This is a genomic window from Luminiphilus sp. nBUS_07 (assembly GCF_051201685.1).
Taxonomy (GTDB): Bacteria; Pseudomonadota; Gammaproteobacteria; order Pseudomonadales; family Halieaceae; genus Luminiphilus.
In genome coordinates this window covers 274,876-291,529 of record NZ_CP179213.1, presented here as the reverse complement: position 1 = coordinate 291,529, position 16,654 = coordinate 274,876, and the positions used below count along the sequence as shown (strand labels likewise).

The 16,654-nt window shown below is 52.2% G+C and carries 16 protein-coding genes; 8 read left to right on the top strand and 8 right to left on the bottom strand.

The window, feature by feature from the left end:
* Positions 1 to 10: 10 nt before the first annotated feature.
* On the bottom strand, positions 11 to 919 hold the full coding sequence (locus ACMAZB_RS01375; RefSeq protein WP_435218933.1) for an acetaldehyde dehydrogenase (acetylating): 909 nt from the start codon (positions 917 to 919) through the stop codon (positions 11 to 13).
* A 67-nt stretch (positions 920 to 986) separates the two neighbouring features.
* Entirely contained in the window at positions 987 to 1,778 is a 792-nt protein-coding gene (locus ACMAZB_RS01370) for a fumarylacetoacetate hydrolase family protein (RefSeq protein ID WP_435220106.1), read from the bottom strand.
* Between the two features lie 400 nt (positions 1,779 to 2,178).
* Between ACMAZB_RS01370 and ACMAZB_RS01365 the strand changes: the two genes are divergently transcribed.
* Positions 2,179 to 2,400 carry a hypothetical protein gene (locus tag ACMAZB_RS01365; RefSeq protein ID WP_435213792.1) on the top strand — a complete coding sequence of 74 codons (222 nt, stop codon included), beginning with the start codon at positions 2,179 to 2,181 and terminating at the stop codon, positions 2,398 to 2,400.
* Between the two features lie 119 nt (positions 2,401 to 2,519).
* On the opposite strand, the gene ACMAZB_RS01360 is transcribed toward ACMAZB_RS01365, so the two are convergent.
* From ACMAZB_RS01360 to trmL, 3 genes are all read right to left on the bottom strand, one after another.
* Positions 2,520 to 3,632, bottom strand: coding sequence for an NADH:flavin oxidoreductase (locus ACMAZB_RS01360; RefSeq protein ID WP_435213790.1), 1,113 nt, complete (start codon positions 3,630 to 3,632; stop codon positions 2,520 to 2,522).
* A 274-nt stretch (positions 3,633 to 3,906) separates the two neighbouring features.
* A complete protein-coding gene (locus ACMAZB_RS01355; RefSeq protein ID WP_435218931.1) occupies positions 3,907 to 4,653 on the bottom strand; it encodes an NUDIX hydrolase in 747 nt (248 codons plus the stop codon).
* 301 nt (positions 4,654 to 4,954) lie between these two features.
* Entirely contained in the window at positions 4,955 to 5,431 is a 477-nt protein-coding gene (gene trmL, locus ACMAZB_RS01350; protein ID WP_435213787.1) for a tRNA (uridine(34)/cytosine(34)/5-carboxymethylaminomethyluridine(34)-2'-O)-methyltransferase TrmL, read from the bottom strand.
* 74 nt (positions 5,432 to 5,505) lie between these two features.
* Here trmL and ACMAZB_RS01345 point away from each other — a divergent pair, with 74 nt between their 5' ends.
* Positions 5,506 to 5,784 carry a YciI family protein gene (locus tag ACMAZB_RS01345; protein ID WP_435218929.1) on the top strand — a complete coding sequence of 93 codons (279 nt, stop codon included), beginning with the start codon at positions 5,506 to 5,508 and terminating at the stop codon, positions 5,782 to 5,784.
* Positions 5,785 to 5,939: 155 nt separating this feature from the next.
* Here the strand turns inward: ACMAZB_RS01345 and ACMAZB_RS01340 are convergent, their stop codons facing one another.
* Positions 5,940 to 6,143, bottom strand: coding sequence for a hypothetical protein (locus ACMAZB_RS01340; RefSeq protein WP_435218928.1), 204 nt, complete (start codon positions 6,141 to 6,143; stop codon positions 5,940 to 5,942).
* A gap of 194 nt (positions 6,144 to 6,337) precedes the next feature.
* On the opposite strand from ACMAZB_RS01340, the gene ACMAZB_RS01335 reads away from it, so the two are divergent.
* The 4 genes from ACMAZB_RS01335 to ACMAZB_RS01320 all read left to right on the top strand — a co-directional run bounded on the left by ACMAZB_RS01335 (position 6,338) and on the right by ACMAZB_RS01320 (position 11,680).
* Positions 6,338 to 7,213, top strand: coding sequence for a hypothetical protein (locus tag ACMAZB_RS01335; RefSeq protein ID WP_435218927.1), 876 nt, complete (start codon positions 6,338 to 6,340; stop codon positions 7,211 to 7,213).
* A 90-nt stretch (positions 7,214 to 7,303) separates the two neighbouring features.
* Complete coding sequence (locus ACMAZB_RS01330; RefSeq protein ID WP_435218926.1) at positions 7,304 to 8,848, top strand: phytoene desaturase family protein; 1,545 nt, start codon at positions 7,304 to 7,306, stop codon at positions 8,846 to 8,848.
* A complete protein-coding gene (locus ACMAZB_RS01325; protein ID WP_435218924.1) occupies positions 8,845 to 10,467 on the top strand; it encodes a phytoene desaturase family protein in 1,623 nt (540 codons plus the stop codon). Before ACMAZB_RS01330 ends, ACMAZB_RS01325 begins: the two co-directional genes overlap by 4 nt.
* Positions 10,460 to 11,680, top strand: a complete 1,221-nt coding sequence (locus tag ACMAZB_RS01320; RefSeq protein ID WP_435218922.1) for an aminomethyltransferase family protein — start codon at positions 10,460 to 10,462, stop codon at positions 11,678 to 11,680. The genes ACMAZB_RS01325 and ACMAZB_RS01320 overlap by 8 nt, the downstream gene beginning before the upstream one ends.
* A gap of 20 nt (positions 11,681 to 11,700) precedes the next feature.
* Here ACMAZB_RS01320 and ACMAZB_RS01315 read toward each other — a convergent pair whose 3' ends face one another.
* On the bottom strand, positions 11,701 to 12,552 hold the full coding sequence (locus ACMAZB_RS01315; protein ID WP_435218920.1) for a hypothetical protein: 852 nt from the start codon (positions 12,550 to 12,552) through the stop codon (positions 11,701 to 11,703).
* A gap of 351 nt (positions 12,553 to 12,903) precedes the next feature.
* On the opposite strand from ACMAZB_RS01315, the gene ACMAZB_RS01310 reads away from it, so the two are divergent.
* Positions 12,904 to 13,677, top strand: coding sequence for a helix-turn-helix domain-containing protein (locus ACMAZB_RS01310; RefSeq protein ID WP_435218918.1), 774 nt, complete (start codon positions 12,904 to 12,906; stop codon positions 13,675 to 13,677).
* A gap of 9 nt (positions 13,678 to 13,686) precedes the next feature.
* Here ACMAZB_RS01310 and ACMAZB_RS01305 read toward each other — a convergent pair whose 3' ends face one another.
* Positions 13,687 to 15,165 (bottom strand): glutamine synthetase family protein, encoded by a 1,479-nt coding sequence (locus tag ACMAZB_RS01305; RefSeq protein WP_435220105.1) that lies wholly within the window; start codon positions 15,163 to 15,165, stop codon positions 13,687 to 13,689.
* Positions 15,166 to 15,214: 49 nt separating this feature from the next.
* On the opposite strand from ACMAZB_RS01305, the gene ACMAZB_RS01300 reads away from it, so the two are divergent.
* Positions 15,215 to 16,516, top strand: a complete 1,302-nt coding sequence (locus tag ACMAZB_RS01300; RefSeq protein WP_435218916.1) for an NAD(P)/FAD-dependent oxidoreductase — start codon at positions 15,215 to 15,217, stop codon at positions 16,514 to 16,516.
* The last annotated feature ends 138 nt before the right edge of the window (positions 16,517 to 16,654 follow it).

Genomic DNA, 16,654 nt, shown 5'->3' with positions numbered 1-16,654 from the left:
GGCTCGCACCCTATCCAGCAGCTGGCACAAATCTGCCCGCTAACATTTCCTCGGCGTACATTTCTGCCGTGCGCAATCCCGCCGCGGTCATGATGTCGAGGTTCCCCGCATACTTGGGCAGGAAGTCACCGAGGCCTTCAACCTCCATGTAAATCGACACACGCTTACCGTCGAATACCGGCCCATTTTTAAGGGTGTACCCCGGCACATATTGCTGTACCTCTTTAATCATCGCGTGCACAGATTCAATGATGGCTTCCTGATTGGGGGTTTCTTGTGTCAGGCAGTGCACCGTGTCGCGCATGATCAGGGGGGGCTCAGCCGGGTTAATGACAATAATTGCCTTACCAGAGTGGGCACCACCGCACACCTCAATGCCCTTGGCCGTCGTGCGAGTGAATTCGTCAATATTCTTCCGCGTTCCTGGCCCCGCAGACTTGGAACTTACCGTCGCAACAATCTCTCCATAAACCACTTCTTGGATGCGACTCACCGCGGCCACTAGCGGAATCGTTGCCTGACCACCGCAAGTCACCATATTTACATTCATTGCTTTCTTCGCAACGGCGTCGACTAAATTTACGGGAGGAACACAAAACGGGCCAATAGCCGCTGGGGTCAGGTCGATCATAACCGCCCCTTGCTCATTGACCTTGCGACTGTTCTCCGCATGGACATAGGCTGAGGTAGCATCGAAGCAGATTTGCACGCCATCGTCCCTCATGGTGGGAAGCATGCCTTCTACACCTTCGGCCGTCGTCTTCAAACCCAACTCTGCTGCGCGTGCTAACCCGGGAGATTCGGCGTCCACCCCCACCATCCAAACCGGCTCAATCACTTCGCTGCGCTGCGCTTTCACTAGCAAGTCAGTACCAATATTGCCGGGACCGATAATGGCTGCTTTTATCCTATTACTCATGCCTCAATCCTTGTCATCCGCCAAAAACGAAGGTGTGTTTTGGCGCAAATTTGTCGAGTCTATTGTGCTAGACGAACCGACAGCTACAACTGCCGACGCCTGCAACTTCAAGTGACATCTCATCCCCAGCCACCACCGGAATCAAGGGCGCTAAAGAGCCGGATAAAATCACTTCGCCAGCTTTAAACGGTATTCCAAACTCCCCCAGGGTATTGGCTAACCAGGCCACTGCGGTCAATGGGTTGCCCTGTACCGCGCTGCCCAAACCCTCCGATTGAAATTCACCGTTTTTATAAATTTTCATGTGTAGATTCGGCAAATCAACGTCTCTAGGGTCAACTTCGGTTTCACTCAAAACATAAACACCACACGAGGCGTTATCGGCCACGGTGTCTTGAATTTTTATCTTCCAGTCGGCAATCCGGGAATCAACAATTTCGAAACAGGGTATAACGGTTTCGGTAGCGTCCAGAACGTCGGCTTCAGTAACCCCCGGACCAACAAGATCCTTCTTCAAACGAAAAGCAATTTCCCCTTCCGCCATAGGAGCAATAAGATGGCCGGCGATAGGAATATCTGAACCGTTGGGGTACTCCATGGTGTCCATCAAAAATCCAAAATCCGGCTGAAACACGCCCAGCATTTCCTGTACCGGCTTACTGGTTACCCCAATTTTCTTACCGACAATGGTCTCACCATCACCCTCCACCCTGCGATCCAACACTCGCAAACTGATGTGGTAGGCGTCTTCAATTTGGATATCACCCTCACGATCGGTCAGCGGAGACACCGCTTGCCCACTTCGTAGTGCGTTATAGAGTTCATCTCCCAGCGCGTTAATTCTTTCCCGGTTCATCATGTTATTCAAAGCCTCTTTCTTCTTGTGACGCTGTGCCCGAGGTGGCAGCTCCTACCCCTTCAAAAAATGTTGCTATTCCGACTCTTTGTCAATATAGACAACGCCGACCCACTGTTTAATCAATGCCGCTGCTCTTGTAGGTTAAGCAACGCCTCATTTCTGGCAATTCAACGCGTGCCGTCGATTGAAGCAGTGCTTGGCATTTCACAGGCGTTATTTGAACCCATAGATACCCCCCGGTCATACTCCCCGTGGCTTACGCCTGAATGAAAACTTGCCAACCCAGGTTTCGGCCATTGCCATGTTATGCTGAGCTCCTGCCTCGGTTTATAGCCTTGTGGATGCCCATTTTTCCTGTCGTGAAAAGACGCCAGTCAACCTACCCCATTACGAGCATGCGATGAATAGAATAGAAAAGCTGAAGAGTGACGTGTACAGCTTTGAGGAACTGGATACTCTCGAGAAAAACGCAACCAAACTACGGGACCAAGAAACCTTAAGCTTGATCGCACAAAGTCGCGCTTCAAAGAAAGCCAAAGGTGAGAAACCCAAGAGTACTGTCGACGAAAACGGCGTACCACTGACCAAACGCGGCCGCCGCGATGCAAAAGCTGGGCGCTAAGCTAGCACTCCCGCATAGCTCAATAGAGCAACACTAGGTGCGCGCCGCTGTAGAGAAAAGTCTGCGACGGAGTCTTTGAACCTGCCTGCCTCCAAGTGCATCCATCTCAACAACCACCGTTATACCAACTTCATGAGCATTTCTTTCTCATAGGGGGCGAGACTGCTCACACCACCCTGCTGAACTTTATTTGCCCAGTCGGGATTAGCAATCAATGCCCTTCCCACCGCCGCAAGATCAAACTCACCGCGCTCTAACGACTCCAAGAGCTTGTCGATACTGGCGATATCGCCACCGCTGAAAAACCCCTCTCCGGGCTCAGGAATAAAGTCTTTATCTAGGCTAATACTGCCCACCGTTATGGTGGGGACACCCGTAAGCTTTTTCGTCCAGCCCGCAAGGTTCAGGTCGCTGCCTTCAAACTCCGACTCCCAGAACCGCCGTTGTGAGCAATGAAAAAGATCAACGCCTGCGTCTACCAAGGGGGTAAGAAAGCGCTCCAAGGCTTCAGGGGTTTCCGCCAATCGTGCGGTGAAGTCCTGTTGCTTCCACTGCGAGTACCGCAAAATAATGGGGAAATCAGCGCCCACAGCCTCCCTGCTTGCGCGAACGATCTCAGCGACAAACTGCCCGCGATGAGCCATGTCGCCGCCCCATTGGTCTTCTCTAATGTTGGTTCCACCCCAAAAAAACTGGTCCAGTAAATAGCCGTGCGCGCCGTGTAGCTCTACCGCGTCAAACCCCACCGACTTAGCTGCCGTGACACCTTGAACAAAGGCATCAATCGCATCTTGAATCTCTGAGTCAGTCATAGCGTGCCGATTTTGTTTGCCCGGCACGTTCATTCCTGAGGGTGTGTGCCCCAAGGACTCCCCCTCACCAATTTTTAGATCCCCCGACCCGCGCATGCCCCCGCAATGCCAAAGCTGAGGTGCAATTTTTCCTCCCGCTTGGTGCACTGCCTTAACAACCTCAGCCCAGCCGTCGAGTGCTGCACCATGAAAAAATGGGACATTTAGGTAGCCCTCAGCAGCATTGACCTGCGGGTGGGTGCCTTCAGTAATGATGAGACCGACCCCGCCTTCGGCGCGCTTACGGTAATAGTCGACAACATGCTCTCCCGGCACATTGTCGGGACACATATTGCGCGTCATGGGCGCCATCACCACACGATTCTTCAATGTGAGATTCGGTGTTTCAAAGGGCTGAAATAAAATATCGGTTGAGGTCAAAGGGTTACTCCAAAACGATTAAAGAGAGGTGGTTGGCCGTGGTGTTGAGGGAAATTCGCGGCACATTAAGCCGATCAGTCTTAATTTTCATTTTTTTGATTGCGGAGCCAATGCTAAAAGCTTCTCGGGAGAAATACCATCACCGGCACCGGCGTCATTCTGCGGCTGCGGTCTTTGCCAATGTTTATCCACCGCATGTTTAACTTCCCCCTATCAGAGTCAACACCCATGCAGCCTTAACACATGATCCTTGATGCTGGCGTTTGAGCCCGCGCTATAGCGTTGTAATGCGTGGCTTGCCATTGATAAATCGAACGTAGGTTGCCGGCGCTTGCAGCTGTGCGTCACGGCTCAACTTTAGACGCTGATCGACCATATCAATAATCCAACGAGTAATCGTAGGTAAATCAAGGTTCTGCGTCTCAGACAGGGTTAACCAATGGAGGTCGAGTAGCTCACCGGAAGCTTTAACCATATCGTCAGGGTCTGTTTGTATGAAATCATCGAAGATCATAAAAAACCGCGTATCGAAGCGACGATTGCGATACGTGGGGGTAACGGCTCGCGCAATAAAATCGATTTTATCCAACGGAGGCTCAACGCCATGATCAAAATAGCGCTGCCAAACGGCGTTATTAGTAGTTAATTTTTGCCCGGTCTTCCGTCCAATAATAAGCCCTGTCTCTTCGTAGGTCTCTCTAATCGCCGCCAATGCCAGCCCCCGTAACTTGTGGTTGGAGACATTTTTTCGAGTTTCCTTTTGCAGCCGCCCAATAACAGGGTCGCTGAGATCAGAGGGCACCCTTATTCGTTGATCAATAGCATCAAGACGCCCACCGGGAAAAACAAATTTATTGGGCATAAACACATGACTGGCCGCACGCTTACCCATAAGAACTTTGGGCTCACTGCCTTGGCGAACAATCACCAACGTGGCAGCTTCTTTGGGGCGCACTGCCTGAGCTTGTTCGTCGCGATACTGATTATCGCCCTGGGACTTATCATTAGCTGCTTCTGCCACCGCTCACACCTTTTTTCTATCTACCGCAACGTACCACCTGGGAATCTAGCGAATCCCAGCGTCCTTGTTCGCCTAACCTGCTGCAACGAAAAGCACGTTCAGCGAGGGTTTTAGCCTCATCGAAAACCGCCGACTCAGCTCTAAATAATCTGGTTAATCGTATCTGCCGCAGAGATAGCAATACCCGTCCATGGGATGGGGTTTCATCTGATTTTTCAGTACCCCCTGTCTGACCTGCTCCGATAAATGACTGGCCTCAAGACCTTTGAATTTTGGCAGGTCGTTTGCCCTGATGTGACGTCTAGCTTGCACCCGGATAATCCCCTTGACGCCATGCCTCATAAACGACGACCGACACGGCATTGGCCAAGTTCAGACTTCGACTGTTGGGCAGCATGGGTAATTTGACTACGTGATCATGAGATAGCGTCGCCAAAATTGTCTCGGGCAGCCCTTTGGTTTCCGAGCCAAACAACAGGGCATCTGAATTCGAAAAAGAAAAATTTGAATGTCGTGCAACGCCGCAGGTCTCCACCGCCACAAGCCTGCGATCAGAATTTTGCTCTCGATAATGTGCCAGAGATTCCCACTGCATCACGCTGGCGAATTCATGGTAGTCCAAACCCGCGCGGCGCAGCCGCTTGTCATCCATTTCAAAACCCAGGGGCTTAATGACATGCAGCGCTGCCCCAGTATTGGCGCAAAGTCGGATAATGCTACCGGTATTCCCGGGAATCTCGGGCTCAAAAAGCACGATGTGCAGAGGAAACGCGCTCACAGACAGCCCGTCAATAAGGAGATTTGAAAAAACGAATACGCCATAATCAGGTTTCGGTTGAAAAGGGATTTCACATGTTTTTTGTCATTGACTGCCAGGACAAGCTCGGCCATCTCGCTGTACGGCTTGAAAATCGAGACGCACATCTTAACTACCTCAAGGACTTTGAGCAGCAACTTATCATGGCCGGACCCTTTATGGATTCTGACAATCAGATGATCGGCTCAATGCTGATCATGGCATTCAATGATCATGCAGAGGCCGATAGCTTCTGTGCCGCTGACCCCTATGCCCTTGCAGGCTTATTCGAGCGCGTTCAAATTAGGCCCTGGCGAAAAGTTCTGCCCGCCTAAATTGTGGCTGCTCAGGCACTTGATGCGAGCTTTACTGCAAACAGTAGAGCCTATTACGACCTTTAAGCCTTAGGGTTATAAATTTATGGCGGCGAAATGAAGCGCACTGAATCACAAACAGTCTAAGGATCGGTGGCGTTAGTTTTCCAGGGGATTCATAGCTTCGCTCTGTTACAGGTCAGCCTTATATAAAGCAGGAAACTAAACACCATACCCAAGGCAATGAGAACAACAGAAATGACCGCGCGATACGGAGTTTCAGGGCTCCATAGCTCTCCCTGCTGCAACCAATAATGCGCATAGAGCGAGAGCGCCCAGGGACTTAGTGCCAATAAAAATACAATAATTTGTCGCGTCATTATCCGGCAACCCGCAAACCTCGATAGCCAACCTTATACTGCCGGGCTTGTGCTGTTAATACTGATGGCCCCTAGTTTTGTTTTTTCCTATCCGGCCCTCATGGCTTGCCAATAGGGTCGATGCCTCGTTATGTTCCATTACCGATGATGACTACCGGCGCAAGAAGGGTTGAAAAATGAGCGGGCAACGTTTTATGAATAAGTCACCCCTGATCAACGGCTGGCCGCTCTTTTGGTGGCTCGCTTTGGTGCCCGCTGGTTTTATGGTCAGGGCCAGCCTGCTCACTGACTTGAGCAGCCCTGACGGCATTTCGGCCATGATCCAATATTCTGTGCGCTGGGCAGTACCGCTTATTTTTCTGATCACAGCCACATCGGCCATGGCGCGCCTGTTCCCAAATATTGTTACTCGTTGGCTGCTGCGCAATCGGCGCTACGTCGGTCTCGCCTTCGCCACAGCAATGGCCTGGCAGGGTGCGTTCATTTTTTGGATTTCGGTGGGGCACCCCGATCACTACTACACCAATATTTATTTCTTACGAGACGAGCTGGAGGGTAGCAGTGGCTATTTGTTTCTAGTGGCCATGATTGTGACCTCATTTTCCTTTGGAAGACGTTACCTTAGCGCTGCCCATTGGCGCGTATTGCACCGTTCAGGGGTCTATTTTCTATGGGCCTACCCTTTCAGTGTTTACTGGTGGAATACAGCCTATTACGGGAGTGATCTTTGGCTCGACTACCTTTTTTATGGTCTGGGCTTCACCGCCTTTGCCCTGCGAATCGCGGCCTGGGGTAAGAGCCGACGGCAACCTCAACAAAACATCAGCGGGCATACGGTGGGCGGCACGCTGCTGGTCGCAGGCGGGCTGGTACTGGCGATGACAGGTTCCCTGTGGCAAGAATCGGTTTCAGCATTTCTGTTAGCACCAACTTCATCCCAAACCCTGGAGCTTTGGCTGCCCTTCTGGCCGTTTCAACCCTTCCTGCCCCTACTGCTAATAGGGCTAGGCACTTGGCTACTGACCTTGAACGAAAAATCCGTCCCCTCAGAGACGCAGGTCGCCACATAGATCATCTGCCGCAGCGTTTAGCAACGTATAGGCAGGGTGGCTATAAAAACTCATGAAAACTAATCTGTCAGCAGACATTGGGATGTTTGTATGAGCGCAACTGACACAATCGTAATTGGAGGCGGCCACAACGGCCTCATATGCGCCACGCTGCTAGCGAAAGCAGGACAGCAGGTTGTGCTCGTTGAGGCCGCAGAAACCCTAGGAGGTCTGGCCGGTCAGCGAGAGTTTCACACAGGGTTTAACGCATCTGTTGCCCAAACACTGTACGCCTTACCAAAGACAATAATCGATGCCCTCGACCTGCCTCGGCATGGGTTTGTGCCCAGTGTCGATGCTATGACCACGACGGCACTGTCCCTTTCCGAGCCGCCGGTACGGCTTGAAAGCTCCCACCTCTCTGGTGCGTGTGACGCTGATACCGCCGCCTTCGCTAACTACAAGAAGCAGCTCGCCACCTTTAGCAAAGCCCTTGCGCCCTTTTGGTCAAAAACCATGCCGCGCATTGGCGCAGCGGGCCTGAAAGATTTGCTGACCTTTGGACAAATGGGGTTCAACATTCGAACCATGGGCAAGGCCGATATGCTCGAGTTCTTTCGAGTGGCCACCTTACCCATGCGCGACTTGGTCGATGAACACTTCTCAGGGGAATCACTTAAGGCCGCGCTGTGTTGGGACGGCCTGTTAGGCTCTCAACTCGCGCCGCGGTCCCCTAATCAGGGCGTTTTGACGCTTCTGAATCGAATGGCGGGACATTGGGAAGGTGAGCACAGCGTACCCGCCGGTGGCATGAAAATATTTGTAGACGCATTGACCAGCGCCGCGACTGCCGCCGGGGTCACCATTAGAACCGGAACTCCGGTAGCGCAGATTGTGATAACACCCAGCGAACAGGGCCAACACTGCAGCGGTGTGGAACTCGAAAATGGCGAGGTACTCACCAGCGAACGAGTTATTTCCAGTGCAGATCCTAAAACGACGTTTCTTGATTTGGTGGGCCCCAGGCATCTGGAAATTGAATTTAGCAACCGCATTCGCCGGCTGCGCAGCAAGGGCTACGTCGCCAAGTTACAGTTGGCACTGTCTGAGTTACCAAAATTCACCGGTCTTGATACCCCATCAGGGCGGCTGATACTGGCTCCGTCGATGGATACCATAGAGTTTGCCTGGGACGCCGCTAAATATGGCGAGCTCCCAGAACATCCTGTTATGGATGTCTGCTTACCCACCCTTACGACTCCTGATGCTGCCCCGGCAGGTCAGCACATTCTCTCCGCAAACGTCATGTACATACCGGGGGAGCTGAAAGGCGGCTGGACGGACGCTGCTCGCGACAATCTGACCGCGCAGCTGATATCACAGCTCGACAACTATGCACCGGGTATTAAGGCGCTCGTGCTGGGTAGCGAACTGCTGACTCCGATTGACTTGGAACAGCAGTTTCGGGTTACGGGGGGCCATTGGCACCATGTAGAACCCGCTATTGATCAGCTTCTTATGATGCGCCCCACCTACGAAGCCGCGCAGTATGCAACTCCCATAGAGGGCCTCTATCTTTGTGGTTCTGGAAGCCATCCTGCTGGCGACATAAGTGGTAATCCTGGACGCAATGCGGCTCGGGAGATTCTATCGTGAAGCAATATGATGCGATTATTGTTGGCGCCGGCCACAACGGTCTCACCGCAGCAGCCTACCTTGCTAAAGCGGGTCTTGATGTTGTTGTCTTAGAAAAAAATGATTACATCGGTGGCGCAGCCGTTACCCGAGAAATGCACGAAGGCTGGTTTTACTCCAGCTGCTCTTACGTGTGCTCCATGATGCGCCAATCCATCCATCGCGATCTTGATTTAACGCGTCACGGACTTCTGTTGGTGCCCTATTTGGGCACGGTGAATTTTAGCGACCGAGGCGATCGCGTGCTTCTAGACTACGCCGATGAAGAGGCCGCCTATTTGGAACTTCGGCGCCATTCACCCCACGACGCCGATGCCATGTCGCGGTTTCAGGCGGACCTAGGCCGATACGCCCAGCTTATTCGTAAGACACTGCTGCGTACTCCCCCCGACCCTAGCTCGTTCAAGCCCAGAGATATCAAGGAACTACTCTGGTTAGGGAAACAATTTTGGGGTCTCGGTGAGCGCGAGCTTTACGAATACATTCGTTTTTTTACTATGAGTGCCGCCGACTTTCTCGATGACTATTTCGAAAACGATCTCATTAAGTCAGCCATGGCCAGCCCTGGCATTATCGGCACAGCTCTAGGGGTCTATTCTCCCGGTTCTGCCTATATTCTGTTGCACCACGTGATGGGTGATGTCGACGGCAACGTAGGCGCTTGGGGCTTAGCGAGGGGAGGAATGGGCGCCATTTCCCATGCTCTTGCAGGGGCTCTCAAAGAGCATGGCGGCAGCATTCAGACAGAAGCTCCTGTTGCAAAAATTCTCGTAAAAGACGGCGCTACCGTTGGTGTAGCCCTGGAAAATGGTGACGAGATTTACGGCAAAATTGTCGTCTCTAACCTCGATGCCAAGCGCACGTTCACTAAAGTAATGGATAAAGATGATCTCCCCCCCGGCATCTTTGAGCGGGCAAGCAATTTCAAAATTCGAGGTTCATCAGGAAAAGTAAATATCGCCCTGTCGGGTATGCCAAAGTTTACCCACGTGCCAGACAACCGCTACGTCAATCGCGGCGGGCAGGGCTTTTCCGGCTCTCTAGAAACTATGGAGCGTGCCTACGACTGCTGGAAACGTGGCCGGTGGTCCGATGACCCCTTTATTGAGGCCGTGATTCCCTCCGCCTGGGACCCCACGGTGGCGCCACCCGGGTGCCATTGGATGTCGACTTTCATCCAATATTGCCCGCCCACACTGGCGGACGGCGATTGGACCCCTGAAAAACGCGATGCCTTCGGGGCTACCGTTATTGATAAAATCGAGCGCTATTCTCCGGGCTTTAAAGACTTGGTGGTTCATGCTGAAGTGCGTACCCCCCATGAAATTGAGAATGAGATCGGCCTTACTGAGGGCAATATATTTCAAGGTGAATTAACGATTGATCAGCTGTTGTTTAACCGCCCATTCCCCGGTTACGGGCAGTACCGTATGCCTCTGAAAAACATGTACATGTGTGGCTCATCAACTCACCCCGGCGGCGGTGTCTCCTCGGCCTGTGGCGCCAACGCAGCCCGCGAGATTTTACGAGACCTGCGCAAACCCAACACCGTACCGGAGGATGATTTCTACGATGAGTAACCCAGATATTCTTCGAGAAAATACCGCCGACCCCTACGCCGGAGAGCGGTTAAAGCTCTCGCATTTTCATGAGCGGCAAGCAGCACTCAACCTGCGGGATGCCTGGTCGTCATGGAACGGGTTTAAGTTTGCCGATTATTATTATGACGTCGACTACGAGTACTTTTGCATCCGCAACACTTGTGGCACCTACGACATCTGCCCCATGCAAAAATATCTGATCGAGGGCGCAGATGCCTTGGCAATGCTCGATCGCATGGTCACTCGTGATCTCAACAAACTACGGATCAACCGTGTCACCTATGTCGCCTGGTGTAATGATTCGGGGCGCATGATCGATGACGGAACGATCTTTCGTTTGGGTGAGAAAAAATTTCTGCTGACCTGCGGCAGTCCCTGCCTAGCTTGGCTGCGCAAAAGCGCCCTAGGGTTTAGTCAGCTATCGATTGTCGAACACACCGAGGCGCTGGCCGCATTGTCCCTCCAAGGGCCCACAAGCTTTGCCGTACTGAAGGCCATGGGGCTGGAGGCCGCTAGTGCATTAAAGCCCTTTGACATAGGCCACTACCCCTTTGCTGAGGGCGAGATAATGATCTCACGTACAGGCTTCACGGGTGACTTAGGCTACGAGCTCTGGATTGAACCCAATCTAGCACTGACGTTGTGGGATCGTTTGTATGAGGCGGGGGCCAACTATGGGATCCAGCCCTACGGCGAGGCCGCCACTAATATGGCCCGCCTCGAAGCCGGATTTATCATGCCTTACATGGAGTTCAACGAGGCGCTTAAAACCGTCAACTTTGAGTACGATCAGACCCCTTTAGAACTCGATCTTGCCTGGCTGGTAGATTTTAAAAAGCCGCATTTTAACGGTCGACGCGCACTGCTTGAACAACACAAAACAGGACCAAAAATCCTGCTCACCAAGCTCAACATTGAGGGTAATAAACCGGCGGAAGAGGCACTTCTGTACAGCGATCACGACTGTGGCGACGAAATAGGGTACGTCACATCAGCCATGTGGTCCCCCTCGGTCAAAGCAAATATTGCCTTAGCAATGATCAATGTCGAAGCGTTGTCTGGTGAGATCTGGACGGAAATTTACTACCAGAAGGAACTGAGACACCATCGTAAAGTGGCGCGATGCACCGTCCAGAAAAAGGCCTTCTGGGGCCCAGAGCGGGCAAGAGCGACGCCACCCAGCCTCACCTAATCACGCAGATAATACAGCGGCTAAGCCGGCTGCTTTTCGGCCTCAATCTCTTCGCGCCATTGCGATAAATTCATGCCAATCGCCATAAACCCTAAGATCCAAAGCGCCTCATCCCAAGCGAACAGCCAGTGACCTCGGAAGGCCCAATACCCCGCAAGTAACCACAAGCCGCCATACAGAAAATACTTCGCGTTTTCGGCGAAGCTCAGCAAACGACTCCGGCTAACCCCGCGGTCCTGTAACTGCAGGCGGACTTCAATAAGCGCAAGAATCAGCAACCAAAGCAGAACCTCCGCAATGTCTGCCCAAGCCAATTCAAACTCAACGCCCATGCCGGCCGTATCGGTAATGACTTGGCCTTGGGAGAAGATATAAAACGTGGTGTCTGTCGAGAAGCTCTTGCAGTTGGTGGCGTCGAGTTCCTGATAGGCCAAATTGCGCGCTGCTGATAGGCCCTGATCGACAAAACCACAAAGTGAAACCCCCACATGCTCAACACTGTTCAACAAGTCATGCAGATACTCTGCGTAAGCAACGACAGCATGACCAATAACGAGGTAACAAGAAACTCTGACGATATTCATGCACCTCACCCAAAAAGGCGTGAAGGCGGCATCTGAAAGAATGTAAGTCTCCAACTCGAGCAAAAAAAGCAAGACGAACCAGCCCAACTCGTCCAAGGTGGTTGCAAAAGCAGAGGTCCAATCGAACCAGCGCCAGCCCTCGTGGTAGGTGTGGCTCACCTGATTAATATCGAGCAGGATGTAGTTCCCGAAATTCACCAATAGCAGCGAATAAACAACGAGCTTTATCCACTGGGGGTAGCCGATCCCCAAAAAGTGACCGCTCATAGGGCGGGAGGGTGGTGTCATCGCAACAAGACTCCGTATTTAATCGGCAGTTGACCTAATTCTGAACACTCAGTATTTGCGACGCTGCAGCCCTTCATTATTACCCTTCGTTCCAAAGTTTTTTGTGTAGCTCTCAGGCTAACCCCTCAAAGTACGCACAACCACTGTGCCGATACGTTCGCAAAAACTTTAAAAAAGAGCCCGCGATAGCGGCACCAGAGACACCCCAAAACCCCGTTTATTACGCAGCTGGATTTCAGGGTAGCCAAGAGTAAGATAGCAGTCTAACGACAGGCTACGGAATCTCATGAGACGGCACAGCCCGATGTTGCCAAATGTTATATCGCGACCTGCTTCTGGAGCAATATCCTGATGCGCAGAGCCTTCGCTGTTTCGTTTGTCGAAAGCTACGTCAATGCCTGGAACAGGCGGGACCCTAATGGGGTAGTAGAACACCTCCACGAGAATGGCCGCTACATCGATGCGGCAACCCAACAACAACTGACACACACCACACTGGAAACCGAGCTCGTTGAATATTTTCAGGGAGCGGTTTATCACTTCGAGGTGCTGGGTGCTGTCCTTCACAATGCGGAAACTATTGCCTTTCAATATCAGGCATCGCCAATGGAACAGCCCGATAAAGGCATTGTTTGGCGTGGCGCTGAATTCATAACGCTTCAAGGCTCAACAGCGCAGGAAATTAGCGACTACTATCAAGCCTTAACACCTGATGAAGTGATTAAATCGACACTTGCTGTAAGGCGGTACGCGAAATCAGGGCTGCACACAGAAGCAATGAAGGCTCTTTTGAAGCATCTAGAACAATTGATGACCACAGATAAGCTATACCTTGACCCCGACCTCTCCCTCCCGAGACTTGCCGAGCGCCTTGGGACGTCGGTCAATCACCTATCTCAGGCCATCAATGCAGGCTTAGAAATGACGTTTTTTGACTACGTTAATCAATACCGTATTAATGAGGCTATGGAGATTCTAAGTAGCGGAAGTCAGCGTTACCCAGCCATTCTCGATGTCGCGCTATCAGTAGGATTCAATTCAACCTCTACCTTTTATACCGCGTTTAAAAAAATCAATGGCCACTCGCCGGCTAAATTCCGAAGGGCCCAAAGCCATTCGCAGTAATTCAGCGAGTTACAACGCTCTTAAATACCACTGATAGTCTAAGTCAGGGATCTGGCTATAGTAATCATTGCTCTCTCCCCGACGAATAGCGCCATAGACACGGGCAAATTTTTCGCCTAAGTAATTTTGCATAACCCGACTCTCCGAAAAAAACCGTATCGCGTCATCTAGGCGAATGGGTAGCGACGTTTCATCCTCAGAAAGGTCGGCCTCTCTGGGCACTGGCGCACCAGGGTCGCCCTCCTGACCTAAACCCCAATGAACCCCTGCTAAAACCGCTGCCAGCACTAGGTAGGGATTGGCATCAGCCCCCGCCACGCGGTGCTCAATACGGCGGCTCTGTTCATTGGAGCGTGGAATACGAAGCGCCACGTCACGGTGGTCATAGCCCCAATTTTTTCCCGAGGGCGCCAGTGCACCCGCTTGCACACGTCGGTAAGAATTGGGGTTCGGCGCAAAGCACAACATCGACGCATCGAGCAGGCTTCCCAAGCCCGCCACCGCGTGTCGCAATCGCGGCATCAACTGGGGGGGATTAGTAGACTGGGGGGCAGCAAAAATATTGTTGCCCGCCGCATCATAAACGCTGGCATGAATGTGCATGCCACTGCCCGGAATTCCTGCAAAGGGCTTGGCCATAAAGGTCGCCCCAAACCCGTGTTTTCGCGCAACGCCCTTTACAATGCGCCGCAGCAGCAACGCATGCTGCGCTGCCAAAAGCGCATCTGTTTGATGGTGCGTATTTATCTCCCACTGACCCGGTGAAAACTCGCTGTGAATGGCCGTCAGAGGCACATTCTGAAGTTCGCTGGCGATGCGCACGTCGTTTAAAAAGGCATCGCAATCAAAAAGATCGTCAGGCATGCAGTACTGAATCCCCTCCTGAACCCATTGAGTACCCGGAATATTCCCTTTGAGTGGGGCCGGGCGCTCGCCTTCGGAGTGGCCCAGTAAATAGAACTCAAGTTCGGTTGCCACCGTAGGATGAAGCCCAGAGGCCGTGAACTCATTTAATACCGACACGAGTGGGCAGCGGGTATCGACCCAATCGAGTTCACCACTTTCATCGGTGTAAGCCACCATGACTTGGGCTACAGGGGATTCATACCACGGCACAACTGCCAGTGTTCCGGCGACGGGGCGTATGATTTGATCGGGATCACCCCCAAGTTCTGGGTAGGGCGTGGTTTCATAAAAATTGCCACGAACTCCCAAAAGGGGCGCCGATTGAGGCGACAAAAACGTCCCGCTAAAGAGCCGTTTGAACTCTGATCTCTGTATGCGTTTACACCGCGGAATCCCAGAAAAATCAGGCATGATCAGCTCTATGACCTCAATATCCGGATTCAGCTGCATAAACCGGTCGAGTTCAGCTTGGTCCGCATAGTTCATGATGTGCACCGCCTGAAGGTTGAGGTCAAAAAAATAAAAAATACTGTGCCGCTTGTCTACCTGCCGTATAGGGTACCAGTCAAAGGCTCCCCTCATTAGATACACTACGCCGCTCTACAGAAGATCAACCGCACCGAGGTTTATTATGTTTGGTTTACGCGCACTTAAAGAAACCCAAGAGCACACCCACTCGTTTTACGCCGCCTCCGCTAATACGGCTACCGCTTATCCCGCTTTAACCGGTGATAAACAGGCCGATGTGGTCGTTGTTGGCGGTGGTTTTTCAGGGGTAAACACCGCTCTTGAACTCGCTGAGCGTGGGTTTGATGTTGCTCTAATAGAGGCCAACCGTATTGGCTGGGGAGCCACGGGTCGCAATGGCGGTCAGGTTATTGGAGGCATTGGCCATACGCCCGAGCGCTTTAAAAAATCAATCGGCGAGGCTGGGATTCGTGACATTTATCAAATGGGTATCGAAGCGCGAGATGTAATACGTGAGCGCGTAGAGCGTTATGACATTCAGTGCGATCTCAAGTGGGGCTACTGCGATGTTGCGCTGAAGCCACGACACATGAAGCAATTTGCTGAATGGCAGGCCTTTGAAAAAACCATCGGTAACCCTCACCCCTACACACTGCTAGATCGAGAAGAGATCAAAACCTACGTCAACTCGGACCGCTATCTGGGCGGTTTACACAACACGGCCAACGGCCATTTGCACCCACTCAACTTGTGTATCGGGGAAGCGCAGGCGCTAAATGCTCTGGGTGGCGCCATTTATGAACAGTCTCGCGTAGTAGCCATAGAACCCGGGGCCCTGCCCGTAGTCCGAACCGAAGCCGGCAGCATCACCGCAAAAACCGTCGTCTTGGCTGGCAATGCCTACATGGGAGGGCTGGTGCCCAAGCTAAGCAAACAGGTGCTTCCCTCTGCCAGCTCGGTTATTGCAACGGCTCCCCTCTCCCCAGAACTTGCGCAGCAAATTTTACCGGGAGACGTGGCAGTCTGTGATCCAAGAACCGCTCTGGACTACTTTCGGCTGTCAGCTGACCGACGACTTCTATTTGGTGGCCTCTCAAATTACACGGGCATGGAACCAAAAAATTTAAAGGGCGTGATGTATAAAAAAATGACTCAGGTCTTTCCAGAGCTCGAAAATACAGCCATCGATTATGCTTGGAGTGGTTGGATTGGCATTGGCATCAATCGTATGCCGCAACTGGGACAGCTTTCTGACAATATTCATTACATTCAGGCGTATTCAGGGCATGGCGTTGCGCCTACGCACATGATGGCCAGGGTAACCGCAGAAAAAATTGCTGGGGAGTCTAGCCGCTTTGAGGCAATGGCCAACATCCCTCACATGGCATTTCCCGGTGGACCGCTGCTGGGCCGGGCAATCCTCGCTGTGGGCATGACCTATTACAAGGCCCTTGACCTGCTTTGAGGCTGGGTTAGGTACTGAGCGCCCTGTGCAAGCGTCGCGATCTATCAATCAACCAATGTCTGATACCAGCCGGCCTCCGTTAAATATTGGACCTAATGGTTATCCAGACTTTACAGTACGGACTTTAAGTATCGGGGT

Excerpts from the sequence above, each read along its gene's own strand:
- ACMAZB_RS01375 (WP_435218933.1), bottom strand. The coding sequence starts at position 919 with ATGAGTAATAGGATAAAAGCAGCCATTATCGGTCCCGGCAATATTGGT.
- ACMAZB_RS01370 (WP_435220106.1), bottom strand. The coding sequence starts at position 1,778 with ATGATGAACCGGGAAAGAATTAACGCGCTGGGAGATGAACTCTATAAC.
- ACMAZB_RS01365 (WP_435213792.1), top strand. The coding sequence starts at position 2,179 with ATGAATAGAATAGAAAAGCTGAAGAGTGACGTGTACAGCTTTGAGGAA.
- ACMAZB_RS01345 (WP_435218929.1), top strand. The coding sequence starts at position 5,506 with ATGTTTTTTGTCATTGACTGCCAGGACAAGCTCGGCCATCTCGCTGTA.
- ACMAZB_RS01340 (WP_435218928.1), bottom strand. The coding sequence starts at position 6,143 with ATGACGCGACAAATTATTGTATTTTTATTGGCACTAAGTCCCTGGGCG.
- ACMAZB_RS01335 (WP_435218927.1), top strand. The coding sequence starts at position 6,338 with ATGAATAAGTCACCCCTGATCAACGGCTGGCCGCTCTTTTGGTGGCTC.
- ACMAZB_RS01330 (WP_435218926.1), top strand. The coding sequence starts at position 7,304 with ATGAGCGCAACTGACACAATCGTAATTGGAGGCGGCCACAACGGCCTC.
- ACMAZB_RS01320 (WP_435218922.1), top strand. The coding sequence starts at position 10,460 with ATGAGTAACCCAGATATTCTTCGAGAAAATACCGCCGACCCCTACGCC.
- ACMAZB_RS01315 (WP_435218920.1), bottom strand. The coding sequence starts at position 12,552 with ATGACACCACCCTCCCGCCCTATGAGCGGTCACTTTTTGGGGATCGGC.
- ACMAZB_RS01310 (WP_435218918.1), top strand. The coding sequence starts at position 12,904 with ATGCGCAGAGCCTTCGCTGTTTCGTTTGTCGAAAGCTACGTCAATGCC.
- ACMAZB_RS01305 (WP_435220105.1), bottom strand. The coding sequence starts at position 15,165 with ATGAGGGGAGCCTTTGACTGGTACCCTATACGGCAGGTAGACAAGCGG.
- ACMAZB_RS01300 (WP_435218916.1), top strand. The coding sequence starts at position 15,215 with ATGTTTGGTTTACGCGCACTTAAAGAAACCCAAGAGCACACCCACTCG.